At 45.8% G+C, this 26,649-nt stretch carries 25 protein-coding genes; 11 read left to right on the plus strand and 14 right to left on the minus strand.

Going from position 1 to position 26,649, the window contains the following annotated elements; all coding sequences use genetic code 11:
• Positions 1-16: 16 nt before the first annotated feature.
• The 3 genes from AC060N_RS16425 to AC060N_RS16435 all read right to left on the minus strand — a co-directional run bounded on the left by AC060N_RS16425 (position 17) and on the right by AC060N_RS16435 (position 4,210).
• Positions 17-652 carry a tetratricopeptide repeat protein gene (locus AC060N_RS16425; protein WP_479524748.1) on the minus strand — a complete coding sequence of 212 codons (636 nt, stop codon included), beginning with the start codon at positions 650-652 and terminating at the stop codon, positions 17-19.
• A gap of 19 nt (positions 653-671) precedes the next feature.
• A complete protein-coding gene (locus AC060N_RS16430) occupies positions 672-2,801 on the minus strand; it encodes a TonB-dependent receptor (RefSeq protein ID WP_479524749.1) in 2,130 nt (709 codons plus the stop codon).
• A 137-nt stretch (positions 2,802-2,938) separates the two neighbouring features.
• The gene (locus AC060N_RS16435) at positions 2,939-4,210 is read right to left on the minus strand and encodes an ABC transporter permease (protein WP_479524750.1); all 1,272 of its coding nucleotides are present in this window, start codon (positions 4,208-4,210) and stop codon (positions 2,939-2,941) included.
• A 117-nt stretch (positions 4,211-4,327) separates the two neighbouring features.
• Here AC060N_RS16435 and AC060N_RS16440 point away from each other — a divergent pair, with 117 nt between their 5' ends.
• The 5 genes from AC060N_RS16440 (at position 4,328) to AC060N_RS16460 (ending at position 9,087) form a co-directional block, all read left to right on the plus strand.
• Entirely contained in the window at positions 4,328-6,589 is a 2,262-nt protein-coding gene (locus AC060N_RS16440; RefSeq protein ID WP_479524751.1) for an aconitate hydratase, read from the plus strand.
• 143 nt (positions 6,590-6,732) lie between these two features.
• A complete protein-coding gene (locus tag AC060N_RS16445; protein ID WP_153640102.1) occupies positions 6,733-7,110 on the plus strand; it encodes a CCC motif membrane protein in 378 nt (125 codons plus the stop codon).
• A gap of 341 nt (positions 7,111-7,451) precedes the next feature.
• Entirely contained in the window at positions 7,452-7,643 is a 192-nt protein-coding gene (locus tag AC060N_RS16450) for a hypothetical protein (protein WP_106540182.1), read from the plus strand.
• 74 nt (positions 7,644-7,717) lie between these two features.
• A complete protein-coding gene (gene miaA, locus AC060N_RS16455; RefSeq protein ID WP_479524752.1) occupies positions 7,718-8,635 on the plus strand; it encodes a tRNA (adenosine(37)-N6)-dimethylallyltransferase MiaA in 918 nt (305 codons plus the stop codon).
• On the plus strand, positions 8,632-9,087 hold the full coding sequence (locus AC060N_RS16460) for an NUDIX domain-containing protein (RefSeq protein WP_153640104.1): 456 nt from the start codon (positions 8,632-8,634) through the stop codon (positions 9,085-9,087). Before miaA ends, AC060N_RS16460 begins: the two co-directional genes overlap by 4 nt.
• Positions 9,088-9,193: 106 nt before the next feature.
• Here AC060N_RS16460 and AC060N_RS16465 read toward each other — a convergent pair whose 3' ends face one another.
• Positions 9,194-9,556, minus strand: a complete 363-nt coding sequence (locus AC060N_RS16465; RefSeq protein ID WP_479524753.1) for a hypothetical protein — start codon at positions 9,554-9,556, stop codon at positions 9,194-9,196.
• A gap of 332 nt (positions 9,557-9,888) precedes the next feature.
• On the opposite strand from AC060N_RS16465, the gene pheT reads away from it, so the two are divergent.
• The 5 genes from pheT (at position 9,889) to AC060N_RS16490 (ending at position 15,568) form a co-directional block, all read left to right on the plus strand.
• The gene (gene pheT, locus AC060N_RS16470; protein WP_479524754.1) at positions 9,889-12,345 is read left to right on the plus strand and encodes a phenylalanine--tRNA ligase subunit beta; all 2,457 of its coding nucleotides are present in this window, start codon (positions 9,889-9,891) and stop codon (positions 12,343-12,345) included.
• Positions 12,346-12,415: 70 nt separating this feature from the next.
• Positions 12,416-13,324: a DMT family transporter gene (locus AC060N_RS16475; protein ID WP_479524755.1), complete on the plus strand. Its 909-nt coding sequence runs from the start codon at positions 12,416-12,418 to the stop codon at positions 13,322-13,324.
• Between the two features lie 66 nt (positions 13,325-13,390).
• Entirely contained in the window at positions 13,391-14,437 is a 1,047-nt protein-coding gene (locus AC060N_RS16480; RefSeq protein WP_463233212.1) for a phosphotriesterase family protein, read from the plus strand.
• A 66-nt stretch (positions 14,438-14,503) separates the two neighbouring features.
• Positions 14,504-15,007 carry an O-acetyl-ADP-ribose deacetylase gene (locus AC060N_RS16485; protein ID WP_479524756.1) on the plus strand — a complete coding sequence of 168 codons (504 nt, stop codon included), beginning with the start codon at positions 14,504-14,506 and terminating at the stop codon, positions 15,005-15,007.
• A 42-nt stretch (positions 15,008-15,049) separates the two neighbouring features.
• A complete protein-coding gene (locus tag AC060N_RS16490) occupies positions 15,050-15,568 on the plus strand; it encodes a GNAT family N-acetyltransferase (protein ID WP_479524757.1) in 519 nt (172 codons plus the stop codon).
• Here the strand turns inward: AC060N_RS16490 and AC060N_RS16495 are convergent.
• Positions 15,565-15,939 carry an SRPBCC domain-containing protein gene (locus tag AC060N_RS16495; protein ID WP_479524758.1) on the minus strand — a complete coding sequence of 125 codons (375 nt, stop codon included), beginning with the start codon at positions 15,937-15,939 and terminating at the stop codon, positions 15,565-15,567. The two genes, AC060N_RS16490 and AC060N_RS16495, sit on opposite strands and share 4 nt — an antisense overlap.
• A gap of 131 nt (positions 15,940-16,070) precedes the next feature.
• Here AC060N_RS16495 and AC060N_RS16500 point away from each other — a divergent pair, with 131 nt between their 5' ends.
• Positions 16,071-16,931, plus strand: a complete 861-nt coding sequence (locus tag AC060N_RS16500) for a UbiA-like polyprenyltransferase (RefSeq protein ID WP_479524759.1) — start codon at positions 16,071-16,073, stop codon at positions 16,929-16,931.
• Positions 16,932-16,943: 12 nt separating this feature from the next.
• On the opposite strand, the gene AC060N_RS16505 is transcribed toward AC060N_RS16500, so the two are convergent.
• The 9 genes from AC060N_RS16505 to AC060N_RS16545 form a co-directional block, all read right to left on the minus strand.
• A complete protein-coding gene (locus tag AC060N_RS16505; RefSeq protein WP_479524760.1) occupies positions 16,944-18,914 on the minus strand; it encodes a DUF3078 domain-containing protein in 1,971 nt (656 codons plus the stop codon).
• Positions 18,915-19,162: 248 nt separating this feature from the next.
• Entirely contained in the window at positions 19,163-20,281 is a 1,119-nt protein-coding gene (locus tag AC060N_RS16510) for an ABC transporter permease (protein ID WP_479524761.1), read from the minus strand.
• Between the two features lie 26 nt (positions 20,282-20,307).
• Entirely contained in the window at positions 20,308-21,414 is a 1,107-nt protein-coding gene (locus tag AC060N_RS16515) for an ABC transporter permease (protein ID WP_479524762.1), read from the minus strand.
• 36 nt (positions 21,415-21,450) lie between these two features.
• Complete coding sequence (locus AC060N_RS16520; RefSeq protein WP_479524763.1) at positions 21,451-22,188, minus strand: ABC transporter ATP-binding protein; 738 nt, start codon at positions 22,186-22,188, stop codon at positions 21,451-21,453.
• Position 22,189: 1 nt separating this feature from the next.
• On the minus strand, positions 22,190-23,104 hold the full coding sequence (locus AC060N_RS16525; protein ID WP_479524764.1) for an ABC transporter ATP-binding protein: 915 nt from the start codon (positions 23,102-23,104) through the stop codon (positions 22,190-22,192).
• Between the two features lie 163 nt (positions 23,105-23,267).
• Positions 23,268-24,173 (minus strand): HlyD family secretion protein, encoded by a 906-nt coding sequence (locus AC060N_RS16530; RefSeq protein ID WP_479524765.1) that lies wholly within the window; start codon positions 24,171-24,173, stop codon positions 23,268-23,270.
• A gap of 7 nt (positions 24,174-24,180) precedes the next feature.
• The gene (locus AC060N_RS16535) at positions 24,181-25,446 is read right to left on the minus strand and encodes a TolC family protein (protein WP_479524766.1); all 1,266 of its coding nucleotides are present in this window, start codon (positions 25,444-25,446) and stop codon (positions 24,181-24,183) included.
• Positions 25,447-25,613: 167 nt separating this feature from the next.
• Positions 25,614-25,859, minus strand: a complete 246-nt coding sequence (locus AC060N_RS16540) for a DUF1660 family phage protein (protein ID WP_479524767.1) — start codon at positions 25,857-25,859, stop codon at positions 25,614-25,616.
• Positions 25,860-26,007: 148 nt separating this feature from the next.
• On the minus strand, positions 26,008-26,613 hold the full coding sequence (locus tag AC060N_RS16545) for a TetR/AcrR family transcriptional regulator (RefSeq protein WP_479524768.1): 606 nt from the start codon (positions 26,611-26,613) through the stop codon (positions 26,008-26,010).
• Positions 26,614-26,649: the final 36 nt, after the last annotated feature.

A 26,649-nucleotide genomic window follows, 5' to 3' on the forward strand; every position in this document is an offset into this window, starting at 1 on the left:
AAACATAATATTCGTACTACTTTTTGCACTCTTCCAGGAAATGCTCGTTGGTTTCTTTTCCCCATGCCGGTGCAAATGGCGACGACATCTTCTGTTTGGCAAATAGCTTTTCCGCTTTCTCGAACAATGGTAAAGCGTTGTCTTTTCCGCCGCCCCAAAACACAGGTGTGTGGTAAACATTCATGGCCATCAGGAACGTGGCGCGCGGATTATTGGCATCGACCGAAAGCGCTTTTTTAAGGGCACCGGCCGCTTTCTGCGAGAATTCCTGCCCTCTCGAACCATCAACACCAATACGTGCCTGGTACAAATAGCCCTGTAAAGCCATCACCTCGCTGTTTTCCGGTGAGCGTTCCAGTGCAGTATCAATAAACTTCTGCGCCTGGTCGAGCATCTGGTCGCGTTTTTCCTTCTCTTTTCCGGTGTAACTTCCGTTGATGAGTGACAAAGCGCCGTAGTATGCCGGTATCCATTTCGATGTTTCCACCTGGCTGACACGCTCGAAAATTTGTGATGCAGCGACATATTCAGAAGGTGTTTTTGCTGCGCCCATTTTAGCAAGAGCGTTCTGCATGGCACCCGCATAATTCTGGGCCCAAAGACTCGTCTCTGCAAAAACCATAACGACGATAATAGAAACTACTTTTTTCATGATGTTGCTTTTTTAGTTGTTATTTAATTTGAATGAAGACACCGAGGATGATGCTACGCAGCGTTTCGGCCTGCACGGGAATCCGCTCATATACACCGGAACTATTCGGCTTATCGGAATAACGGTAGGTGTAGGGCTTGTCTCGTCCCAACACATTACCGACAGAGCAGTAAAAAATGGTGTAGTTACCAAACAGGTAGGCCAGATGGGCGGCATTCAGACTAAAGTTGGAATAGGCCGGGGCTTTTCGATCCATAAATTCCGGCGTGTTCGGGTCGTCATACGGCCTTCCGCTGGCAGCTGTCAAGCTGAATCCAAACTGAGTATTCCAACCGGCAATCCAGTATTTTCCTACGATTGACAACGTATTCTTAGCCGCAAATCCGGGAGTTGCTTTCGACGGAAAATCGCGGTAGTCGCGTTTGGTATCGAGGTACGACCAGGCAATCCAATAATCGAGCAGTGGAATGCTTTTCCGATCACGGAAGAAAAGGTCGACTCCTTTTGAATAACCAGTTCCTGATGACGTATAGTGAGAAGGAGTATATTCGTTGGAAGTCTGGTTGAATTTCACCAGGTTATGGTAATCCTTGTAGTAGGTCTCAATCCGGAAATCCCGTTTATCGTAAGAATATTGGTAGTTCAGAATGAAATGCTTTGCTTCTTCGGCTTTCAGTTGGTGGTTGAACGCCAAAAATTCATCGGGCGCATTTTGGTAAAAGGTTCCGTAAGCCAGCGAGAGCTGACTGTGCTCACCTGTTTTTCGGGCCAACGAAAGTCTCGGAGCTACTTTTATCTTTTGCAGGAGATCGAAATATTCTGGTCGCAAGCCTAAACGAACAGCCCAGTTGTCGCCCAACTGAAACTCTCCCTCAGCATAGGTAGCGAGTGTTCGTTGTGTGAAGCCAGCTTTTTGTCCGGCCACATTCTCGTTGGAGCGTTCATTGTCGTGCCAGTTAGCATCCAACCCCATGTTGATTTTCACCTTTTCGGAAGGCAAGTATTTGAAACCGGCACGTCCCTGGGAATAGTGATCCACGATATGATAATTGCCTTCCTCCATTTTGATGTGAGCGTCGTAGTAATCGCCAGATATACCACCATAAACCATCCAGGCATCCGACAACATATTCCGGTAGGTACTATTCACATATTGGTTGGTAGAATTCAATGCCACATTCTCCCAATTCGTCGACGAAGTGGCGTACGGTGCAATCAGCTTGTGATGATTAAATGAGTAAAGAGTCTTCCACATTCCCTGCTTTCCCGACTTTACCTGTGCATGTACCAGGCCATTCATCTGAACCGGGTCTTCAGCGAAAGCTTTACGGGGCGGATTAATTTTGTTATTGAGGCCGAGGTTGTAATATTCTCCGGAAGCACTGACAGATGCCCGTTCGAAGCTCTTTGTGTAACCTCCCTGAAAGCCCACGTTCAACAAGCCGATGGACGTGAAAGATTCCTCCGGCAAATCGATGGTGCGCAAAATGAGCGCAGACGAAAGAGCCTGTCCATATTCAGCCGAATAACCTCCGGTACTGAACAGTGTTCCTTTGAACAGCTCGGGCGAAAACCGTCCGCGTGAAGGCAAATCGGGTGTGGAGCTACTGTACGGTTGCTGCATTTCCATACCATCGATGAACGTTTTGGTTTCGTAAGCTTCGCCTCCACGTACGAAAAGTCGTCCGTCTTCAGCTACTTGCTGTGTTCCAGGCAAGGTTCGCAAAGCGCCGTATACATCGCCTTCCGACGTGGGCGTAGTTAAAATATCGATGGCCTTCAGGGTGACCGTCTGTTCGTCATCGGCCGTGCCAAATGTACCCGCGGTAATAACCACCTCATCGACCTTGTTATTTTCAGGTTGCAGTTTAATCACCAGAGCGGTGTCGGCTTTCGCCGGAATGGCAACTGTGTAAGGAATGTATCCCAGGAAGGTCACTTTCAATCTCTGAGCCCCCGTCAATTCAGAAGTCAACTGAAAGACTCCGTCACTATCAGAGGTCGTTCCTTCATAAGTATTTTCAAAATAGATATTGGCACCCGGCAATGGATGATTTTGTGTGTCGACCACTTTCCCATGAATGGAAATCTGACCGAAGGTCGTAACCGAAAGCAAGGCAAACAGGAATATGAGCTGAATTTTTTTCATCGCAATTTTGGATATTGTGTACCCCAAAGTTGCGGTGTGTCAGAAAGAAAGGAAAAATGAACCGGATGAACTGTCAAATAATGCCGACGAATGGTTGTTGGGCAGGATGAATTGTAGACAGCATTTGGGAATAAATCTTATTCGTAGCGAAGTGATTCGATGGGATCGAGTTTAGCGGCCTGCATGGCGGGCATCAGTCCGGAAACCAAACTAACCAAAAGGCACAGGGCTACCCCGGAGAAAATCCAAAGCCACGGAACGATAAACGAACTTCCCACCAAAGCTGAAACACCATTACCGGCCAGAATTCCCAGGACAATTCCCAGCAATCCTCCCAGCTGTCCAATCACGATGGATTCAATCAGGAACTGTTGCCGGATGGTTCGGGAGTTGGCCCCCATCGCTTTCCGGACACCAATCTCGCGGGTTCGTTCCGAAACGGTGACCAGCATAATGTTCATCAAACCAACCGCCGCTCCCAGCAGTGTGATGAAACCAATAATCGTGGCAGCCAATGTAATATACTTGATATTCTCCAACAGAATATTCACGAGGTTATCGCTTTTCACAATATTGAAATCGGATTCGTCAGTCACGCTGAGGCCACGAACAACACGAAATACTCCTTCGGCCTCGCCCACCGCAATATCGAGCAACTGCGGTGATTTGGGCATTACCTCGATTTGAAAATTCATCTGCGGACGCGAGAAAACCTGGCGCACATTGGAATAGGGCAACAGTACTAACCGATCGCCGGATGCACCGAAACCGCTTCCTTTCTCGGCAAGAACACCCACCACGCGGTAACGCGCCGTTCCAATGGAAATAATCCGGCCGGTAGGATTGACAATCCCCGGAAAGAGTTTGCGAGCCAGGCCATTTCCCAATAAGGCAACATTGCTCCCCGAGTGTATTTCCTGCGAAGCAAAATTTCGCCCCTTACTAATATCATAACCGGCAGTTTGCAGATAATTGCCATCTACACCAATCACTCTCACATTGGGATTGCTTTTTTGCGATTCGTACCGAATCGTTGCGGTTCCTGTGGCAAAAACAGAAATGGACACATCAGCCGGAAAATTGAACTGGTTCTTGAATTCCCGCGCCTGGAAATAACTGATGTAACTGTAATTCTTACTGCGATACCGGTTTCCGCCCACCTGTACCCGCATGCCGCGACTCTGAATAGTGAAGGTGTTGGCGCCAAGCCGCGTAAATTCAGCCGTGATGGAGTTTTTGATAGAATCAATCGCCGTGAGGATACCCACCAACGCTGTAATTCCAACCGCAATAATCAGAATTGTCAAGACTGACCGCACCCAGTTTCCCCGGATGGATTGGATAGCCATAAAGACATTTTCGGTGGTAAGCGGATTGAACAGCATGAGCGATTTGGTTTGCTTCTCCAAGGTAGAAATATTTCAAACATTTTGAAACAATTCCCCCCTTACAAACCTTTAGGATTTGTATTCGTTTATGATTAATAAATGTTATTTTGCGACATATCTAAATAAATCGATTAAAAAATGGCATACGATGTTGAAATGATTCGTCAGGTGTACGAACGTTATCCTGAAAGAATCGCGCAAGCCCGTAAACTTCTTGGGCGTCCCATGACCCTTAGTGAAAAAATTCTTTACACTCACCTTTCCGGTGATCTTCCTAACGAACCGTTTAAACGTGGTGATTCTTACGTCAACTTTTCACCCGACCGCGTCGCTATGCAGGATGCCACTGCACAGATGGCCGTTCTCCAGTTTATGCAAGCCGGAAAAGATCAGGTATCTGTCCCTTCGACCGTTCACTGTGACCACCTGATCCTGGCAAAGGAAGGAGCAAAAGAGGACCTCACGAAAGCTGAACAGAACAACAAAGAAGTATACGATTTTCTGGCATCGGCCTCGAAAAAATATGGAATCGGTTTTTGGAAACCGGGAGCAGGAATTATCCACCAGGTGGTACTGGAAAATTACGCTTTCCCGGGTGGAATGATGATTGGAACCGACTCGCATACCCCGAATGCCGGCGGTATGGGAATGGTTGCCATTGGTGTAGGTGGAGCTGATGCCGTAGATGTAATGGCCGGACTGCCCTGGGAGCTGAAATTCCCGAAGCTGATTGGTGTGAAGCTGACCGGAAAACTCAGCGGATGGACCTCTCCGAAAGATGTGATTTTGAAAGTGGCCGGAATACTGAGTGTAAAAGGTGGAACCGGAGCCATCGTTGAATATTTTGGCCCCGGAGCTGAATCGATTTCCGGAACCGGAAAAGGTACCATCTGTAATATGGGTGCTGAAATCGGAGCGACAACCTCCACTTTCCCGTTCGACGAATCGATGAAAAAATACTTGCAAGCAACCGGTCGCACCGACGTGGCTGAGATGGCTTCCAAAATAGAAGAACACCTTCGCCCTGACGCGGAAGTAATGGAAAATCCGGAAGCTTATTACGATCAAATTATTGAAATCAACCTTTCGGAACTGGAACCGCATATCAATGGTCCGTTCACTCCGGATTTGGCAACTCCCGTTTCACAATTCGGTAAAGTAGCCAAAGAAAACGGCTGGCCGTTGAAAATGGAAGTTGGTTTGATTGGTTCGTGTACCAACTCATCGTACGAAGATATCAGCCGGGCTGCATCAGTAGCTAAACAGGCTCTCGATAAAGATTTGAAAGTAAAAGCGGAATTCACCGTTACTCCGGGTTCCGAGCAGGTTCGCTACACGGTTGACCGCGACGGTTACCTCGATACATTCGAGAAAATTGGTGGTGTGGTTCTGGCCAATGCTTGCGGACCCTGTATCGGACAATGGGCACGTCACAATGCCGAAAACCTGGATGAGAACTCCATCATGACTTCGTTCAACCGGAACTTCTCCAAGCGTAACGACGGTAACCCGAAAACTCACGGTTTTGTGGCTTCTCCCGAAATCGTAACAGCATTCTCGATTGCCGGTACACTCGATTTCAACCCGGCGACCGACTACCTGGAAAATGCCAAAGGAGAAAAGGTTAAACTGGAAGAACCGAAAGGTGACGATCTGCCAACCAAAGGTTTCGATGTGAAAGACCCGGGCTTCATTCCGCCTTCGTCTGAAAACAAAAATGTAGACGTCGTCGTGAAACCGGATTCAGAACGTCTCCAGCTGTTGACTCCGTTCGAGCCCTGGGATGGCAAAAACCTGACCGGCATGAAACTGCTGATTAAAGCAAAAGGAAAATGTACCACCGACCATATTTCGATGGCCGGACCTTGGCTCCGTTTCCGTGGACACCTCGACAACATTTCCAACAACATGTTGATTGGTGGCGTCAACTACTTTAACGAGCGCACGAATGCAGTGAAAAACCAGCTGACCGGTGAAATCGGTGAAGTGCCTGCAACTGCACGTGATTACAAGGCCAAAGGAATCGGCTCGGTTATCGTTGGCGACGAAAACTACGGCGAAGGTTCTTCCCGTGAGCACGCAGCTATGGAACCGCGTCATCTCGGCGTTCGGGTTGTACTCGTTCGTTCATTTGCCCGCATCCATGAAACGAACCTGAAAAAACAGGGTATGCTGGCATTGACATTCGACAATCCTGCCGATTACGACAAAGTACAGGAAGACGATACCATCGATGTATTGAAACTGACAGAATTTGCTCCAGGAAGTTCACTGATCGTTGTCCTCCATCATGCTGATGGCACAACCGACGAAATTGTTGCCAATCATACTTACAATGAAGCACAGATTGAATGGTTCAAAGCCGGTTCATGTCTCAATTTCATTAAAGAAAATCAATAAGCTTTCCATAAATGATAAAAAAAGCCGGTAGCAACCGGCTTTTTTTATACAATTTAAACTTTCCATCCTATTATTCTAAAATTTGTATATTATCAATCTCATTCCTTATATTTACACCAACTAACATTCAGAAAAACAAAGGTATGGAATCAGAAAACACGCAAAATGAGCAGACCAATCAAACAGGAGCTCCACACTCCTTTCAACATGAAATTCCTAATGCATCGGTCGTATTAATTCTCGGAATTATCGCCCTGATTATTTCATTTTTCAACAGTCTTGTAGGTATCGTTGCCGGCGTTGTCAGCCTGGTAATGGCCCGCAACGCGGAGCGCCTATACAACGAAACGCCAAGGCTTTACACTCTATCCTCTTTTTCTAATATCCGTAGCGGAAAGACCTGTGCCATCATTGGAATCGTCATCGCCGTTTTAAAAATTATTCTTATCGGAATCATCCTCGGATTGCTTGGAGCATTCATCCCGTGGGATCAAATTACACATGGAAGTATCCAATTATAAAAATAGTTTGATTCTACATTTTTTAACATTTTTTAATACAATTTCTAACCGATTTTAGAATTTCATCTTTTACTTTGAAATGCTGTTTATGAAAATAGTTCTTAAAAGAAAGTTTTAAACGAGTTTTAGTTTTTCTTTTTCAAGGACTTAAAAAACAGATCGCAAATTTGACAGTTGGGTTACTAGCCATCAGGTCATACTATAAAAAATAATCAGCCTTGTCGGAGGCGGCATCAGAAAATGAAAGCTGTCTGATGTTTTGAAAAGGATTGTGCTTAAAAAATAAAAACAGAAAACATTTTCCGATTAGATCTTAATTTATTGAACTAAATACGATTATCATGGAAAAGAACCTTAATGCACCGGAGGTTACCTTTAAGAAAAGCGTAGCCCCGTCTCAGTTCCTTGACGTCAAAACCAGAGAAAACGATTTACTTATGGAAACGGAATGGGATAACTTGGACGAGTACTCTGATTTCGGTGAATTGGAGGATCTGAATCAAATCTACGGAGACATCGACGAGATCTTATAACTGAAGGGGCTTTGGCCCCTTTTTTATTTCCGGCCCCCCTTACTACCTTTGCACAAAACCCGTGCAACCCATTCATGAAAAATACCCTTATTGTTTTGCTTGGTCCTACTGGTGTAGGAAAAACAGAGCTCAGCATTGAAATTGCCAAGCACCTCCACACCGAAATCATCTCCTGCGACTCTCGTCAGCTTTACAAAGAAATCAGAATTGGAACTGCTGTTCCGGAAGAAAAATACCTGCAGCAGGTTCCCCATCACATGATTCAAAACCTTTCTGTGGAAGATGAATATAACGCGGGCAAATTCGAATACGATGTGCTGAATGTGCTGGATAAGTTGTTCCAAAAACATCAAGCTGTTCTTATGACCGGCGGCTCCATGCTGTACATCGACGCGGTGTGCAAGGGAATCGATGACCTACCGACGGTCGATAAGGAACTGCGTCAAAAACTTCTCGACCGGTTCGATAAAGAAGGACTGGAACCTTTACGCACAGAATTGAAAAAGCTCGACCCGGACTATTATGAGCAGGTCGACCTGAAAAATCCCAAACGCATTCTCCATGCACTGGAGATTTATTACATGACCGGAAAACCTTATTCTTCCTTGCGGAGAGAAGAAGCCAAAAAACGACATTTCGATATCATCAAAATAGGGTTGAACCGCGACCGCACCGAATTGTACGACCGAATTAACCAGCGCGTGGAGCTGATGATTGAAGAAGGTTTAGTAGAAGAAGCCCGCGGTGTTTACAACAAGCGCCACCTGAACCCGTTGAATACTGTTGGCTACAAGGAACTCTTTGCCCATTTCGACGGAGATTTCACGCTGGAACATGCCATCGAACGAATCCAGGCGAATTCCAGGAAATATGCACGAAAACAGCTTACCTGGTTTCGGCGTGATAAAAACATTCGCTGGTTTCACCCTGATGAGGAAGAAAAGGTATTACAATATATTGACGAACAACTTTCGCAGAACGAGAAAGCATGAAAGGGGACTTCACCATACGGGTTTATGGATTGATTTTAAAAGGACGAAATGTGCTGCTGACCGACGAATTCCAGTTAGGACAACCAATGACCAAATTTCCCGGTGGTGGACTCGAATACGGCGAAGGAACCATCGAATGTCTGCGGCGGGAATTCAGGGAAGAAATGCAGCAGGAGATTAAAAACATTCAACACTTTTACACCACCGACTTTTTCCAACAAGCAAAGTTCTTCGAGGAAACTCAACTGATGAGCATCTATTACCGGGCTGACTTTGCCAACGAACTCTTCACCGATTTTCCGGTTTCCGCGGAACGAGATTATTCTAACCTGAATAAAAACGGCGATATGCATTTCCGGTGGTGTCCCATCGAAAATATCGGGCAACAGCTCAGTTTTCCGGTTGACAAAAAAGTAGGTGACATGTTGCAGCAAATGGACGATTCCTATTAACATAAAAAAGCAAAAACATCGATATGTGCTTCCGCTCAACTCATTATTTTCCTAAATCCGGTTGTATAATAATCGGAACTAATTATCAGCAGACTTCCGGGATGAATTAATAATCGTCTTCATCCTCTTCTTCATCACTCTCTTCGTCTGTTACGTCCTCAATTTCGTCAACGTCCTCGTCCGTTTCTTCCAGACCTTCCATCACGAAATCATCACGCAACGTTCCGTCATCATCATAGTCGTCGTCGTTTTCGATAATTTCGTACGCCTCATCACGAGTCATTCGGACCAGGTAGTAATATTCTTCCGCTTCAAAAGGCAAAGCCGAAACGATCTCACCCTTCGAATTGGTGTAGGTTACCAGATTGTCTGCAAATCCAAAGGGATACTGGATTTTTATCTGCGTCTGCGTATCGGTGGGTAGTTTATCGTAATCCTTTACAACCCGGGGTTTAGTTATTCTATCCATCTGCAAATCAATTTAGGTCTGAAATAATTCCGTTCGTTTTTTCCAATCTTGACTGCCAAACTGTTTCCGGCAGCATTTACTTCGTTTATATGGTCGAAAAATAGTAATTCAGGACATCTAAAAAACAACTTTGAGAAATTTATGAAAAAAAAATTTCCTAAATCCCGTTTTTGCTTTCAATCACCTGTTCTTCAACATATATCCTTCATGCTATATAACTGTTTTTCTTCCGAAAAATTGCCAAATCTCTTCGCGAACAAAGGGTTTGGGCTTTGGGGTGAAATTCTCTACATTTGTTGATTCTGAAAATAAGCTGAATTAAACATCGAAAAATGAAGCTATCATACACCTGGTTAAAGGATTATATTGACCTGGATTTAACTCCCGGGGAAGTGGCCGAAACCCTGACCCAACTTGGCCTCGAGGTAGGCAGCGTAGATGAGGTAGAAACCGTAAAAGGAGGTTTGAAAGGGATCGTCATTGGTGAAGTGAAAACCTGCGTTCCCCACCCCAATTCCGATCACCTGAGTTTGACTACGGTCGATTTAGGCAACGGAATAGAAAGTCCCATTGTTTGTGGTGCTCCCAATGTGGCGCAGGGACAAAAAGTAGTCGTAGCAACTGTTGGAACTACACTTTATGACGGAGATAAAGAATTTCTGATCAAGAAAGCGAAAATACGGGGCGAAGTTTCGGAAGGGATGATTTGCGCCGAAGACGAAATTGGCCTCGGAACCGACCACGCCGGTATTATGGTATTACCTTCCGAAGCAAAAGTTGGTATGCCCGCCAGTGACTATTTCAATGTAAAAAGTGATTATGTCATTGAGATTGATCTGACTCCAAACCGTATCGATGGTGCTTCACACATTGGTGTGGCCCGCGACCTGGCTGCTTATTTGAAACAGACCCGGAATATTGACTATCATATTCCCTCGGTAGAGCATTTTTCAGTGGACAATCATGACCTGCCAATTCCGGTAACGATTGAAAACAAAGAAGCCTGCCCACGTTATTCAGGTGTGACCATTTCCGGCATTACCGTGAAGGAATCACCCGAATGGCTCCAAAACCGACTGCGTTTAATTGGACTGAGTCCGATCAATAATATTGTCGATATTACCAACTACGTGTTGTTTGAAACCGGTCAGCCACTGCATGCTTTTGATGCAGCTGAAATCGCCGGCAATCAGGTGATCGTCAAAACGCTTTCGGCCGGGACGAAGTTCGTTACGCTCGACGAAGAAGAGCGCGAGCTCGATGCCAACGACCTGATGATTTGCAACGAATCGGAAGGAATGTGTATCGGTGGTGTTTTCGGTGGAATCAAATCAGGTGTTAAAGATTCAACCACTTCCATTTTCCTGGAAAGTGCGTATTTCAACCCGGTTTATATCCGGAAAACGGCCCGTCGCCACGGACTGAATACCGATGCTTCGTTCCGTTTTGAGCGTGGCGTCGATCCGAACAATGTGATTTACGCACTGAAAAGGGCAGCGCTGTTGATTAAAGAATTGGCCGGCGGAACCATCTCATCCGACATTGTCGATGTAGTAGCCGATTCTTCCATTCTAGATTATTTCCCGGTAACGGTTTCATATCAGCATATCAACCGCCTTATCGGGAAAGATATTCCGGCCGAAACCGTGAAAAGTATTCTTACGGCTCTCGAAATAAAAATTGAAGCAGACACTCCGGATAACCTCGATTTGCTGGTTCCACCATACCGTGTAGATGTACGCCGGGAAGCCGATGTGATTGAGGAAATTTTGCGGGTATACGGTTACAATAATGTAGAGCCCGAAAGTGCCGTAAAATCAACTATCCAGAATGCAGAGTTTCCTGATAAGATGAAACTCCAGAATTTGCTTTCGGAAATGTTGACAGCTAACGGATTCAACGAAATCATGTCGAACTCGCTGACCAAAGCCGGTTACTATGAAGAGCTCGAGAGTTTCAAAGCTGAAAATACCGTTGAGTTATATAATCCGCTGAGTTCCGATTTGAACGGTATGCGCCAAACCTTGATTTTTGGCGGCATGGAGGCAGTTGCCCGGAATACCAACTACCGGAATCCGGATTTGAAACTGTATGAATTCGGTAATGTATACAAGTTCAAAGGAAAGAAGTCGAACGATAATCCCGTAAAGAATTTCGCCGAGGAAGAGCACATTGGATTGTGGATTACCGGCGAAGATGAACCGGAGAACTGGACCACTCAGAGTCGTCCGACCACATTCTTTACCCTGAAAGCTTTCGTGGAAAATATGTTAACGCGACTGGGACTGGATGTGATGCAAGCCCAGGTAGACACGGTTGACGCTGATATTTTCTCTTCCGGACTGAAATACAAGTTCAATAACCAGTTGGTAGCACAAATCGGTTATGTCAGTTCGAAGGTGAAAAAGACAACCGATGTGGAAGCTGACGTTTTCTACGGCGACCTGAACTGGACCGCCATTCTGAAACTTTTGGACAAGAATGGTGTTTCTTATACTCCGCTTCCCAAATATCCGGAAGTGCGCCGCGACCTGGCTCTGTTACTCAACAGCGATGTAAAATTCAGCAGTGTAAAAGAAATTGCCTACAAGACGGAACGGAAACTATTGCGCAACGTCAGCATTTTTGACGTTTACGAAGGGAAAAACATTCCGGAAGGAAAGAAATCATACGCGGTGAGTTTCTTCCTGCGCGACGAGGAAAAAACACTGAAAGATAAGCAGATTGACAAAGTGATGAAAAAGTTGCTGAGTGCATTCGAACGTGAATTGAATGCTCAGTTACGATAAACATCATTAATAAAATAATTCGGGGCCAATTCGGATGTTCGGGTTGGCCCTTTCTTGATTGAAAACGCTAATGACGCCCAATACAACCAAAGGGGTTTTGCTGGCTATGACCACAGCCTTTTTATGGGGATTTCTGGCCATTGCACTGAAAGTAGCCTCAACCATGGTCGACTCGTACACCATCGTCTGGTTTCGTTTTACCATCGCTTTCCTGGCTTTGTTCTCCTTTTTTCTCTTCCGGAAACGGGAAATGTTGCGCATCCTCATCAAACCACCGTTTATTCTGGTGGTCGCAGCGCTGGCCCTTGGATGGAATTACCTCGGATTCATGCAGGGAGTTAGTTACACTTCGCCGGGAAACGCGCAGGTCATTATCCAGCTGGGACCGGTTTTGCTGGCGTTAGCCGGCATCATCATCTACAAAGAGAAACTTTCCAAAAGGCAAATTATCGGTTTTGTAGTTGCCTCGGTAGGATTTTTACTCTTCTATCGCCAGCAATTAATCACTATGCTGGGCAAAGAAGCCGATTTCAACACGGGCGTACTTTGGATTGTATCAGGAGCTTTTGCCTGGAGCATTTACGCTGTGTTTCAGAAAAAGCTGGTACAAACCCACAATGCGCAAGCGATGAACATGTTCATATACGGTTTGCCGGCCCTTCTGTTCATGCCCGCAGCCAAATTTGACCATTTGGCCACACTCACGCCTGGTTGGTGGTTTCTCCTAATTTTTCTTGCTGCCAACACATTAATCGCATATGGGACGCTGGGAGCTGCCTTCAAATATATCGAAGCGAACAAGATCAGCATTATTGTTGCGATGAATCCCATCATCACCTTCATTACCATGGCCATCCTATCGGAACAACATGTTTCCTGGATTCCACCGGAAAATATTTCCCCACAGGGTTATCTGGCTGCCATTCTTGTGCTTACCGGCGCGGTACTAGTCGTCAAGAGAAAACGAATAAAAGATTGATGACCATTCGTTGAGTTTAGGTGGCTAATTTTTTTTATTTTTTGCCAACCTAAACAAAACGAACTTATGAATCTTAGCTTTGCCAGACTAAACCGGGTCATGCTCGTGCTCATGGCCGCATCCTTATTTTCCTGTCAACACGACAAATCCAAAATAATGACCGTGACCGGCGAAATCCCGGCTTCGCAAATGGGTGTCACGCTTTCGCATGAACATATTCTGGTCGATTTTATCGGTGCCGACAGCATCAGCCCCGACCGGTACAATCGCGAAGAAGTCGTAAAACGGGTTCTTCCCTACCTGGAAGCGCTGAAACAGTACAATGTAAATACGTTTGTCGACGGAACGCCTCAGTTTCTGGGCCGTGACCCGGAATTGCTAAAAGAGTTGTCGGAAAAAACAGGCATGAATTTCATTACCAATACCGGCTGGTACGCTACCGGGAATTACAAGTATTTACCTCAGGAAGCTTTTGATTTAAGTGCCGAAGAAATTGCCGCACGCTGGATTGATGAAGCAAAAAACGGGATTGGGGACACCGGTATAAAACCCGGATTTATTAAGATTGGCGTGAATGATCCGATGACAGAGATGGATGTGAAAATTGTGAAAGCGGCCTGCATCACGCACCTGGCAACCGGACTGACTATCATGTCGCATACGGGACTGGCCGGACCGGCCTTTTCGCAGTTGAAAATTCTGGATGAATACGGAGTTGCACCGTCAGCTTTTATCTGGACACACGCCATGATAGAGCCGAAAATGGACAAGATCCTCACCGCTGCCGATATGGGCACCTGGGTTGCCTTCGACAATCTTACTCCCGAGTACAAAATGGTTAGCCGGATGTTGGATCTTCTCAAATACTTTAAGGCTGCCAGACGACTTGATCGGGTTCTGATTTCTCAGGATGCAGGTTGGTATTCTCCGGGTGAACCCAATGGAGGCGATTTCAGAGAATACTCCACCATTTTCGATACGTTGATGATATTGCTCGACAGAGGAGGTTATACCATGGATGAAATTAACCAAATCCTGGTGACCAATCCGGAAAACGCTTTCACTATCCGCGTAAGGAAACTACAGAAAGAGACTGACGAAACTTCGGATTAATCATTTCCGGCCAGTTCCTGTTCCTATTTTTGTAACTTCGTTATTGAATAAAAAAAGGGAACAGTTATGACGGATATTCGGGTTACCAAAGGAGATATCACGCAACTGAAGGTAGATGCGATTGTGAACGCGGCCAATAATTCATTGCTAGGCGGCGGTGGCGTCGATGGTGCCATTCACCGGGCAGCCGGCTCCGAACTGTTGGACGAATGTCTTACCCTGAACGGATGTGCGACAGGCGATGCAAAAATCACGAAAGGTTATCGTTTGCCGGCCAAACATGTGATTCATACAGTCGGCCCCGTTTGGTCGGGAGGTGGTTACAAAGAGAAAGAGCTGTTGGCATCGTGCTACCGACGCAGCCTGGAAATTGCGGTCGAGCATAAATTGAAATCCATTGCCTTTCCCAACATCAGCACTGGAGTATATCATTTTCCAAAAGAAGAGGCTGCCCGCATCGCTGTGGCGGAAGTGAAACAGTTTGTAGAAAATTCGCCATTACCTGAGGAAATCATCTTTTGCTGCTTCGACGACGAGAACTATTCGCTTTACCAGGAAGCTTTGCGTTGATCAGACCAAACAATTTTTTCTCTTTTTGCTATTTTCGTCACCATGAAAATTACCATGAAACCGGTCACCAGCCCCGACTCCATCGAATTAGTCGCCCGGCTGGCCGAAGAAATCTGGAACGAGCATTACGTGCCCATCATCGGGCAGGAACAAGTCGATTACATGATTGGGAAATACCAGTCGGTTCCGGCAATTACCGACCAGATTGACAGCGAAGGTTATATCTATTTCCTCATATATGCCCAAGAAAAAGCAGTAGGATACGTCGGAATACAAATCAGGGACGAGGAGTTGTTCCTGAGCAAATACTATGTGCACAGCTCGCAACGAGGGAAAGGTTACGGAAAAAAAGCGCTGGAATTCATCCGCCAGTATGCCGTCGAGCGAGAGTTGAAAGGTATTTCCCTTACGGTGAATAAATTCAACTCGAACAGCATTGCTGCCTACGAAAGAATGGGATTTCTCAATCTTGGGCCAACCGTCGCCGATATTGGCAACGGCTTCATCATGGATGACTACAAAATGCGCCTTCCGCTGGATAAATCCGGGAAACCGGATTAGGTAAACAGTTCGGCCAGACTACCGTAATAGTCTTCTTCCCAACCACTTTTCATGTTATCGAAAGCTTCGTCGGGAATGTTGGTCTGATGAACCTCCATGCTGGTTCCATGCTTGTCGGGATGCAGTTTAATGGTGACGACCGAATCTTCATCCTCCCCGAAATACCACTTCTGAACAATTTTTTTATCCTGTTCGAACTCTACATTCTCGCCCGAAATAGCTCCATCCCAAATGCTGAACTTCGAGCCCGGTTCGGTACTCATCACCGCCGGTTCTCCTGTCCAGATTTCCAGCATAACCGGGTTGACCAACGCATTATACACATCGGCTGGCGATGCTTTCAGCTTAAAATATTTCTTGAACTCTTTCATCGAAATTTCTTTTTTATTGGGATTATTCGGTCCAAAAATACGGAGAATATCCGGTGTGCATCATTTATCAGGCTCAATATAAAGCAAACTTTCTATTTTTGTCCATCGATTAATAAGAGAGTAACGATATTATGATAACGAAAGTACGAGATTACGCCAACCTGGTTAAATTCGAACATACCATTTTTGCCTTACCATTTGCACTTGTCGGTTTCACACTGGCTATTACCCAAACAGCATCTGTTTTTCGCTGGGAAGAATTGATTGCGGTTCTGCTTTGTATGGTTTTTGCCAGGAACACCGCCATGGGTTTCAACCGGTATCTCGATCGCGAAATTGATGCGGAAAATCCTCGCACAGCCCAGCGCGAAATTCCTGCCGGTATTGTTACCGCTCGCAATGCTGCCGTTTTTGTGGCCATCAACGCGATTCTGTTCATCGCCACAACGTGGTTTATTAATCAGCTGGTCTTTTTCCTTTCGCCAATCGCGTTGATTGTTGTGATGGGCTACAGTTACATGAAGCGTGTCACTCCGCTTTGCCATTTTGTGCTGAGTGCCGGACTAGCTTTGGCTCCCATCGGAGCGTATCTGGCGGTAACCGGAAAATTCGCACTGGTTCCTATCCTGTTTTCATTCATTGTTTTTTTCTGGGTTAGCGGATTCGACATTATTTATGCTTCGCAGGATGTGGAGTTCGACCGAAACAAAGGACTGAACAGTGTTCCGGTTTTACTGGGCGTGAAGAAAGCACTGCGTTTTTCAGCACTCGTGCACGTGCTGGCCGCCATTATGGTTGTATGGGCCGGCATCGATTTACATGCCAACTGGCTGTACTGGACCGGCGCCGCTATTTTCATCGGATTGCTTACGTACCAGCAAAGCATTGTAAAGCACGATGATTTGAGCAAAGTGGGACTGGCATTTGGTACCACCAACGGTGTCGCCAGTGTGATTTTCGCTATCTTCGTGATTACCTCACTTTACATCTAAACTCCGGAACTATTAGAATTGGTACGTAAATCCAATGGTGAAGAGTTCCTGGAACTGCCACTTTGCCCTCTTGCCAATTTGGTTTCCGGCAGCATCATACACCGGGAATTTGGTGTCATCGTCGTAAATCAGGTGTGTCATGACCCTAGTATTGATTGAACGCGTCACTTTCATGACCAGCGTTTGTTCCCAGTCGAAATCGAATTTGGTAAACGGATAGCGGTAGTTGACAAACATCTGACCGGCTGTTTCGTAGTGAATATTTTCAATGATATCCTTCTTGAACGTTGTTTTAACAATGAAACCTGGTTCCCATAATTTCTTTTCTCCGGGTTTCAATCCATAGTTTGTTGGATCGATCTCAGTTGTATCCCGAACATAGGTGGTTTTCGATGTCAGAGGCGAGATAAACAGCGAGAAATCGGCGTTCGGCTTGTAATCCAAACCGATGGAAAAAGTCACATAGCCCGGAGCCATGAAGGCAGAAATAGGCTTTTGATGGTCGGGGTCGGAATATCCTTTGGTCATCTGGGTCTTAAAGTCAAAATCTGCCGAATAATACCACCGGTTAAATGCTGAATATCCCAAACGTGATTGATATTCAATTTTATCATCGTTCTTCTGTAGCCCTTTGGTATCAGTCCGGTTCATCCCGTAACGAAGCTCAAAGTTGTTCTCCCATTTCATTTTCTTTTTCGAATAATTGACATGGTATTTGGCCACAGCCAAAGCAGACAGAGAGCTTTCACCTCCCTTGGCCCAGTTTTTCAACGTTGTTTGTGTGAATCCCAGCGACCCGTCGCCCCCCATTTCCCATGGTGATAACTTGGGGGTGATGGTCGGCATGGCTAGCAAATTGTCATCGGGCTGTTCCCGCTTGATGGTTATTTCCCGACGGTCGGTAGTTGTAAAGCGTTGGATCTGGACTCCATCATCAATAATGACGTCCACTTTCCCCTTGCCCCGGTTTTTCATGATAACGCCCAGTGAATCGTTCTGAGCATTTTTCAGATAAAACCGAATGGGCGGCATCGGGTGATTGGCGGTCCACATCGACTTTTGCTCCCCTGCCAGATTGGTAAAGCTCAACTTTACCGAATCGGCCGCGGCATATTGTGTCAGAAAACGCAGTGCCATCCGAAGCGAGTCATTCGTGGCGGCTACTGCTCCGTCATTGTAGTATGATAATTTATCGTAGTTGCTTTGCTCTACTTTCTTCCGGTAGGCCTGAGCTGCCGAATCGATATACTGTTGTATATATTTCGAACGATAATGAGCGATGACTGAATCGCGATAGCTGGTTAAAACCGAATCGTTGTAACGCAACCGGCACGATTCGACCACACTGCTCCGAATAGAATCGAAGGCCGCCGGTGAAATTGAATCGGTTACTCCGAGATTGGTAAAATGCCGGGTAAGACAGCGCCTAAAAGCTGCCGGCATTTGCTTCAGCGAGTCGCTCAGCAATCGCTGTGGATCCATTGCAGGAATGAGCCGTACCTCTTTCTCGACATTTTCCAGCAACGATTCCGGAACTTCAATCATACTGTTCTTCAGGCTGTCGGTCCACTGCTTCTGCAACGATTTTACCTGGCCATCCAGCTGAGCAGATGTTACATATCCGGGCACATTCTCCGGATGAGGAATATCCTGAGGTCTCCGATCGTAAATGTACACCACACCGTAATCGGCTAACAGCTTTTTCATCTCCACCACCGATGTATCAATAGGCTGATTTTCGGCGTAGTTTAATACACCTTTGATGGCTTTCTGGTATGTACGATCGGTCAGATACCACTCTCCTCCCGAGTACATGATCCGGTTCAAATAATTCACACTCCACTTTAACGTATCCATCGGATTTTCCGGCTGATCACGACGTTGATCCTTTTTCACAGAAGCAGAACCTTCTGTTTTGGCCCATACAGGACCGGCCAACATCGTAACGAATGCCAGCAATAAGACCGGAAATATTTTTGACATAATTACGTCCCCTGGTTTGGTTTGACACAAAAATAACGATTCAGGTCAGATTTATAAAAAGATTTAAAATCATTCCTCCCAACTTTATGTATATCCATTTTCGTGCCATTTTATTCCGGAAACCAAATAAAATCTTCATCTCAATTATCATTTCGAAATATTATATACAAAAAACCTTCCGGGAATAAGCTATCGGAATGACAACTCATCCGCCGGAAGGCGTTCGAAACATATGAAGGTATTCTATTTTATGCAGTTTTCCGGTAACGCATCACGGCCAGCGAGAACATAACGACGCCATATCCCAGCATGGAAAGAAACTCGTACTTCAGGTCGAAAAATCCAGAGCCTTTCAACACCACATTCCGAATCACTTTCATCATGTAATACAACGGATTCAGATGGTCGAGCAACTGGGCCCACTTCGGCATACTTTCCACGGGTGTAAACAATCCGCTCATCAGGATAAAAATCAACAGGAAAAAATAACTCAGGAAGAACACCTGTTGCTGCGTATCGGAAACAACCGAGATGAACAGCCCAAGCCCCATGACACCCAACAGGAAGACTGTTGTAAATCCGTAAAGAACCAGCAGATTTCCATGGAAAGGCAGGTTAAATACCAGTTTGGCTATCAGCAGTCCAAATGACAATACTACCAGTGCAATCACCAGGAAAGGAATCATCTTGGCTGCAATAAACTGGTACTTTTTAATGGGCGTTACATTGAGCTGCTCCATGGTGCCAATCTCCTTTTCCCGAACCAGGTTAACCGCCGACAGGAACATCCCGATTAGCGTCACCAGAATCACCAACACACCGGGTGCCATATAGAACGCATAAATCAGCGTGGGGTTATACCAGTACCGCGACGAAACATCGATTTTCTGCGGAGGATCGAATTTGGAAACTCCTATCCAACTCGCCCGGAGATTGTTGTTGTAATCCCTGATCAGTGAGTTCATATACGACCAGGTCAGCTCGGCGGACATGCTATTAATGGCGTCTACCCGCAACTGCAGCGATACTTTGTTATCCCGTCTCAAATCACGCTCAAAATTCTGAGGAATGTCGAGCACAACATTTGCCTTACCTTTTAATAATTGATCATCTGCATCGAAATCAGCATCGTTTACCCGGATTACCTTGAAAAACGGATTTCCTTCGAGCTTATTCACCAGCCGGCGCGATGCATCACTCATATCCTGATCGACCACCAAAACATCCGACTTTTTCAGTTCCAATGTGGCTGCATTCACCAGAATAAGCATCTGCACAATGGGCATCACAAAAATGATGGGCCACATCGATTTGTTCCGAATAATCTGGATGAATTCTTTTTGAAGAAGATATCGTAGTATTTTCATTTCTCGTTCTGTTTAAATTCGTTCTTCTACTCCAAACGCAGTTTGAACTTCTTCATACTGATGACCAAGAAAACGGCTGTCATCCCTGTCATTATCAGCAGTTGCTTCCAGATATAGCCGGCTCCAACTCCCTTCAGCATCACAGCCTTTACCGCTTCAATAAACCAACGGGCCGGCATAATATTCGACAGCACCTGCAGCACCACCGGCATATTATCGATTGGGTAAATAAAACCCGACAACAACATGGTCGGCAGCATTAGCGCCATAATGGAAACGAACATGGCCGAAAACTGACTGGCCGCAATGGTCGAGATTAAAATGCCCAGCGAGAGTGCCAGCATGATATACAGGATGACCACAAACATCAACAGTATCAGGCTACCCCTGACAGGAACACCGAAAACCAGGTTTCCCAGCACCACAATCGTTATTGCATTAATGACTGAAAGAATCAGGTACGGCGTGACTTTTCCAATAATGATATGATGCGATTTCAATGGCGAAACCAATAGTATCTCCATCGTTCCCATCTCCTTTTCCCGCACAATGGTAATCGAGGTCATCATAGCGGAGATGATGATCAGAATCAGCGCCATGGTTCCCGGAACATACATAAATGCGCCTTTCAAACTTTCGTTGAATAGCATCCGGACCTGTGGCTTTATCTCGTATAGAACCTGGTAATTGATAAATTTCTTCTGCAGGTAATCCTGTACAATAGCGTTTGTGTAATTGGAAAGCAACTGGGCGGTATTGGGATCCGATGCATCGGCAATTACCTGCACATCGGCCTTTCCGTCTCTTTCCAGTTTCTTACCGAAATCCTGTTGAAACACCACCACCTCCTTGATATTTCCCTGGCGAAAAATATTGTCAATCTGCCCGTCGTTGTCCAGCATGGCATCCAGCTTGAAGTAGCCCGACGACAGCAATTTATGGGTGATTTCCCGGGTCACTTCGTCGTTCGATTTATCCAGGATGGCAATGTGGGCATCCTTAATCTCGGTGGTAATTACGTAACCGAATAACAGGAGCTGCACGATCGGGATGCCGAACAGGATGATCATCGTTCGCGGATCACGAAAGATGTGGCGAAACTCTTTTTGTATAAAACCAAGTAATTGTTTCATCTCTTTTTGTATCTATCGAAATTCGTGAATGAACGGCTACTCATTCGAGCGGGCCAGTTTCAGGAATACGCCGTCCATGCTGGTGGCATCCCATTCCTTCTTCAGTGCTTCCGGCGTATCGAGTGCGACTATTTTTCCTGCCGACATGATGGCCACCCGGTCGCAATATTCCGCCTCATCCATATAGTGCGTTGTCACAAATACAGTGATTCCGTCGTGCGCTGCCTCGTAAATCAAATCCCAAAAACGGCGGCGGGTTACCGGGTCGACACCTCCCGACGGCTCGTCGAGAAAAACGATGGACGGGTCGTGAATAATGGCCAACGAAAAAGCCAGCTTCTGTTTCCATCCCAGCGGTAAATCGCGCACCAGTTTTTTTCGTGCCGAAGTGAGTTCCAGCTTTTCCAGCAACTCTTCCGTTTTTTCTCTCCGGACACGGGTTGGAATGCCGTAAATGCCCGCAAACAACCGGATGTTTTCATGCACCGTTAAATCTTCGTACAGCGAAAACTTCTGTGACATGTAACCGATGCGGCGTTTAATTGCCTCCCGTTGTTTGAATCCATCCAGACCTGCAACCGTCAACTCTCCCGATGTGGGTTCCAACAGTCCGCACAACATCCGGATGGCGGTGGTTTTTCCAGCTCCGTTGGCACCCAGAAAACCGAAAATCTCGCCTTTATAGACATCGAAACTCAGATGATCATCGGCCACAAAATGCCCGAACTTCTTCACCAAATCGCGTACCCGAATGACTGTATTTTCTTTTTCCATATCAGCTATCATGTTTTTGCATCAGGTCCATAAACACATCCTCGATGCCCGGTTCCGTCTCTTTTACTTCTACGCTGGCGTGTCCCAAATCGCTCAGGTATTTCTCCATTTCATCCGCCTGCATTTCCTGATTCTTCCATGTAACGTGCAGATATTCTCCAAAACCGAAAACGGATTCGGCTTCCGGATGCTCCCGCAAATGCCGGATACACAAGTACATGTTATCGGAGCGAATAGCCCACAGCTTATGAGCAAAACTCTGCGTCACCTTGTCCGGTGTATCGATGGTCAGAATATTTCCGTCCTGAATCAAGGCTACCCGATCACAAAGATTGGCTTCATCCATGTAGGGGGTCGAAACAAGAATGGTGATGCCCATTTTCTGCAACCGTTTCAACATTTCCCAGAACTCCTTCCGGGAAACCGCATCCACTCCGGTGGTTGGCTCATCGAGTATCAGCACTTTCGGGGCATGAATCAAGGCACAGGAAAGCGCCAGTTTTTGCTTCATTCCGCCAGACAATCTTCCTGCCAACCGCTCCTTGAAAGGTTCTATCTGTTGGTAAATGTCCTTCACCAAATCGTAATTCTCCTCGATGGTTGTGCCGAAAACCGTGGCAAAAAAGTTCATGTTTTCCTCAACGGACAGGTCGGGATAAAGAGAGAAACGTCCCGGCATATAACCGAGTTGCTTTCTCAGTTTCCTGAAATCGTCCACCACATCGAGTTGATTCAGGGTTGCACTTCCGGCATCGGGCTTCAGCAAAGTGACCAGTATCCTTATCAGCGAAGTTTTTCCGGCGCCGTCGGGACCAATCAGGCCAAACAGCTCTCCTTCCTTCACGTCAAGTGATACACCACGCAACGCCTTTACCTCACCGTAATTTTTTTCGATATTTTCGACTGATATCATCATCTCTTCAGTCATTTATGATTCGTAAGTTCCGGATATCTCCTCAGTAAATGTCGCCTTTACAGGGGGAAGTCGGATTTTTCCAACTTCCCCTCTTCATGGCTATTTTTGAGAATATAATAAAGGCCCGCGGGCTCGTGGAGACTTCCGGTTTTACTCGTTAATATCAGTTTTTATGATTGAAGCGAACCTCGCCCGGCATACCAATCTTCAGGCTGCCGTCGTTCGGAACTCTCACTTTCACGGCGTAAACCAACTTCACCCGTTCTTCTTTGGTCTGAATGATTTTCGGTGTAAACTCGGCCTGCGATGAAATCCAGGTAATGGTACCGGTCAATTTGGTATCGGTTGTCTTCGAGTCATCAATAAGTACCGTTACCTTCTCGCCCAGTTTTACGTGTGCCAACTGAGCGCCGCTGATATAAATCTTGAGATTCAGGTAGGACAAATCGGCAATTTTAAAGAGCGATTGTCCCGGCGTTACCAACTCTCCCATCTCTTTGTATTTCTCCAGTACGGTACCCGAAATAGGCGCCGTGATATGGCATTTCCCCAACTGGTCTTCTATTTGTGCCACCTGTGCATTCACCACATCAATCTCTTTTTTTAGGGAAACTTCCTGAGTACGGATGTTGGCAATTTGCCTGTTAAATACATCAATCTGCCCCGTAATGTCATCCATCTGTTTTTGCGTCGCTGCACTATCGGCCAGCATTTGGGTGATACGGTGTTTGTCAACTTCAGCGTTTGCTTTCTGCTGCTTAACGACTGCAATTTGAGTTTGCACACTGGCCATTTTCGAACGGATGGATGCTTTTTGTGCTTCGAGTTGTTCCTTTTTCAGGTACAGCTGGGTCGTGTCCACCAGGCCAACCTGCTCTCCGACTTTCAGCAGATCACCTTCACTCAGATTGAACTGAAGCAAATTTCCAGTCACCTGGGATGAGACAATTACATCGTCCACTTCAAAGTTGCCATAAGCATCCGAGAGTTTATCGTTCCGGTTACAGCTCATCAGCAGAACGCCCGCTGCGAAGGCAAAAAGATATTTTAGTTTCGTTATGCGTTTCATGACGTTATCAGTTATTTGAGAGATTTCCTGTTAATGTATTGTAATTGGCAACTGCTTGTAAATATTGAACTTTCCTTGATTCTAAATTGATTCGCGCCTGGATTTCGGCATTCAAATCGGTCACGTAATCAGCTGAAGTTATCACCCCGTTCTCGAGCTGTGAAGCCGATTGGGCCGCTACCTTGTCTCGGATACTGACCAATTTTTGATCGGTATTGATAAGAGATTCCAGCTTCTGAATATTTTCAGACGATTGAACCAGGGCCATATTGACGTTCTGCTTAAAGGTTGCCCTGGAAGAATTGACCATCTGTTTCTGAATATCCAGCACTTCGCGCTTCCGGCGACTCTGTTTCCAGTCGAAGATGTTCCACTTGAAACCAACCCCAACCAGATAATAAGAACTGAACTCGGACTTCAGCATATTCAGCCCCGGTTTACCATAACCGACCTGACCAAATCCAAACACTTTTGGATTCCTTGTTTTGGAAATCAGTTCAGCACTTTTATCAATGGTATTCTCCATCCGGTTGTAGAGTTTCAATTCCGGGCGTTGCCACTCTTCATTCTTCTGTGCAATCGCCGGCGCCTGGAACTGTGTATTTCCATCAATCGATAATCCGGTCAACACCGCCAGGGACTTAACGGCTGCCATCCGGTTTGCATCCACTTCCTCGATTTGCTGGTCAGTGAGGATTTTCTCGGCGCGCAACGTTTCCACATTCCTGGCCTGAATCATCCCATTTTTCAGTCCCGACTCAAGTACCCGCAATCGCTCGGAGATGTTCTCCTTTTTCAGCTCCAAAACCTTGTGGCTTTTTTGCATCAGGATGATTCCGAAGTAAAGCTGATTTACCCGGTCGTTCAGCGAATACATCTCCACTTCCAGCTTTTGCTGATCGGCAGCCAGGTTGGCTTCATCCACTTCTTTCTGCGCTTTCGTCAATCCTCCGTCATAAATATTCTGATGCAAATCGATATAAACCTTATACTGGTCCTTTGAGGGAGTCGGAATATTGATTCCCGGAAGGGATACCGGCACGCTGGTCACATCGCTCTGATAGGTAGCCTGACCGTTCAAATTCACTGTCGGCAACCAGTTTGCATCCAGATTCTTTGTCTTCAGATCATTCATCTGCTGCTCCCGATCCAGGTCACTCAATTTCGGATAATTCTCCCGGGCTTGCTTGTAACATTCCTCAAGAGTTACCTGCCCTGCCTGGCCAAACGCCATCTGAACCGGTAAAATGAGTAAGATTAATAATCGTTTCATGTGATAATCGTTTGTTCATTTTTGTCAATACACACCTATTTCACCCCGAACTCTGCCGGGCTCTCATTCTGCACCCCGTTCATCCGAACAGGATATGTTATGGTTACAGTGAATTGCCTGTTCATATGTTGAAGGAAATGGCCGGTTTCCATAAAACTTCAGGCAAATCAGAAAGTATAATTATCTCTTGTTCCATTCAATTGCCAAATCCAACGCTTCAGTGGCAACAGTTTCCACTTCATCCACCATCGCCACTCGAACCACCGATCATACTCATGGCATTTCTTTCCACACCGATGGCAATATTCATCTTCATTTGAACAAGCTCTGATGGGATCAAAATCGTGACCGAACAGTAAGCAGACCAAATGAGTTCTGCCTTTGTCTTTTGTGATTGAATTTCTGTTTTTCATGTGGCTCGTAATTTCTGTCTTTCTGCAGGGACGAACTATATTTCAGTTTGTGTAAAACAACGCTGCCATCGCTTGCCAGTCGTCTTATCTTTGGAAAACGGGACCTATCGACAACGGCCATCTCCGAAGCACTTCCTCCAACTGATTTCTATTTCTTTACTAATGCCTGTTTAATAAAAGCACTGATGGTCTTACGCCTTTCATTCAGATATTCATCATATATCTCCCGGTTACCCTGGAAGAAAATTGTCTGGAACAACGGACGTGCAGCAAAAGGTATAATCACCATTCCAATCATGTTCGGGATCAAGTCTGCTGCTTGAATCGGGTTGATAGTTCCAGCTTCTACTTCCTTGTCAATTACTTCTTGTAAAAACGTTGGATTAATTCCACTATCCTTTACCACCTTAATAAATTTATCCGGGTCACGATTGATTTCGCCAATCAGGAACTGAGGCAAAAACGGATTATTACCAATAACCGTAATATACCGGTCAACAACGAGGTCAATCTTATCCAGCAAAGGCCCCTCTTCCCTAAATATTCGCATCAATTCAGGAATTAACAGGCCAAATGCGTCCTGAAAAATGGCTTCGAACAATTTCTGTTTCGAGCGAAAGTAGTAGTGGAGCAACGACTTGTTAATTCCTGCTTCATCGGCTATTTCCTGCATTCTGGCACCGTCCATTCCCTTCCTGATAAAAACGTCGCGGGCAGCATTCAGTATCTTTTTCTCTGTTGATTCGCTTGTCATTTCTGATTTATCACTTGGTTTAACCACATGGTCAAA

Source organism: Prolixibacter sp. DSM 2831 (assembly GCF_056493735.1).

Coding starts and splice junctions, on each gene's coding strand:
- AC060N_RS16425 (WP_479524748.1), bottom strand. CDS start 652: ATGAAAAAAGTAGTTTCTATTATCGTCGTTATGGTTTTTGCAGAGACG.
- AC060N_RS16430 (WP_479524749.1), bottom strand. CDS start 2,801: ATGAAAAAAATTCAGCTCATATTCCTGTTTGCCTTGCTTTCGGTTACG.
- AC060N_RS16440 (WP_479524751.1), top strand. CDS start 4,328: ATGGCATACGATGTTGAAATGATTCGTCAGGTGTACGAACGTTATCCT.
- AC060N_RS16445 (WP_153640102.1), top strand. CDS start 6,733: ATGGAATCAGAAAACACGCAAAATGAGCAGACCAATCAAACAGGAGCT.
- AC060N_RS16450 (WP_106540182.1), top strand. CDS start 7,452: ATGGAAAAGAACCTTAATGCACCGGAGGTTACCTTTAAGAAAAGCGTA.
- miaA (WP_479524752.1), top strand. CDS start 7,718: ATGAAAAATACCCTTATTGTTTTGCTTGGTCCTACTGGTGTAGGAAAA.
- AC060N_RS16460 (WP_153640104.1), top strand. CDS start 8,632: ATGAAAGGGGACTTCACCATACGGGTTTATGGATTGATTTTAAAAGGA.
- AC060N_RS16465 (WP_479524753.1), bottom strand. CDS start 9,556: ATGGATAGAATAACTAAACCCCGGGTTGTAAAGGATTACGATAAACTA.
- pheT (WP_479524754.1), top strand. CDS start 9,889: ATGAAGCTATCATACACCTGGTTAAAGGATTATATTGACCTGGATTTA.
- AC060N_RS16475 (WP_479524755.1), top strand. CDS start 12,416: ATGACGCCCAATACAACCAAAGGGGTTTTGCTGGCTATGACCACAGCC.
- AC060N_RS16480 (WP_463233212.1), top strand. CDS start 13,391: ATGAATCTTAGCTTTGCCAGACTAAACCGGGTCATGCTCGTGCTCATG.
- AC060N_RS16485 (WP_479524756.1), top strand. CDS start 14,504: ATGACGGATATTCGGGTTACCAAAGGAGATATCACGCAACTGAAGGTA.
- AC060N_RS16490 (WP_479524757.1), top strand. CDS start 15,050: ATGAAAATTACCATGAAACCGGTCACCAGCCCCGACTCCATCGAATTA.
- AC060N_RS16495 (WP_479524758.1), bottom strand. CDS start 15,939: ATGAAAGAGTTCAAGAAATATTTTAAGCTGAAAGCATCGCCAGCCGAT.
- AC060N_RS16500 (WP_479524759.1), top strand. CDS start 16,071: ATGATAACGAAAGTACGAGATTACGCCAACCTGGTTAAATTCGAACAT.
- AC060N_RS16505 (WP_479524760.1), bottom strand. CDS start 18,914: ATGTCAAAAATATTTCCGGTCTTATTGCTGGCATTCGTTACGATGTTG.
- AC060N_RS16510 (WP_479524761.1), bottom strand. CDS start 20,281: ATGAAAATACTACGATATCTTCTTCAAAAAGAATTCATCCAGATTATT.
- AC060N_RS16515 (WP_479524762.1), bottom strand. CDS start 21,414: ATGAAACAATTACTTGGTTTTATACAAAAAGAGTTTCGCCACATCTTT.
- AC060N_RS16520 (WP_479524763.1), bottom strand. CDS start 22,188: ATGGAAAAAGAAAATACAGTCATTCGGGTACGCGATTTGGTGAAGAAG.
- AC060N_RS16525 (WP_479524764.1), bottom strand. CDS start 23,104: ATGATGATATCAGTCGAAAATATCGAAAAAAATTACGGTGAGGTAAAG.
- AC060N_RS16530 (WP_479524765.1), bottom strand. CDS start 24,173: ATGAAACGCATAACGAAACTAAAATATCTTTTTGCCTTCGCAGCGGGC.
- AC060N_RS16535 (WP_479524766.1), bottom strand. CDS start 25,446: ATGAAACGATTATTAATCTTACTCATTTTACCGGTTCAGATGGCGTTT.
- AC060N_RS16540 (WP_479524767.1), bottom strand. CDS start 25,859: ATGAAAAACAGAAATTCAATCACAAAAGACAAAGGCAGAACTCATTTG.
- AC060N_RS16545 (WP_479524768.1), bottom strand. CDS start 26,613: ATGACAAGCGAATCAACAGAGAAAAAGATACTGAATGCTGCCCGCGAC.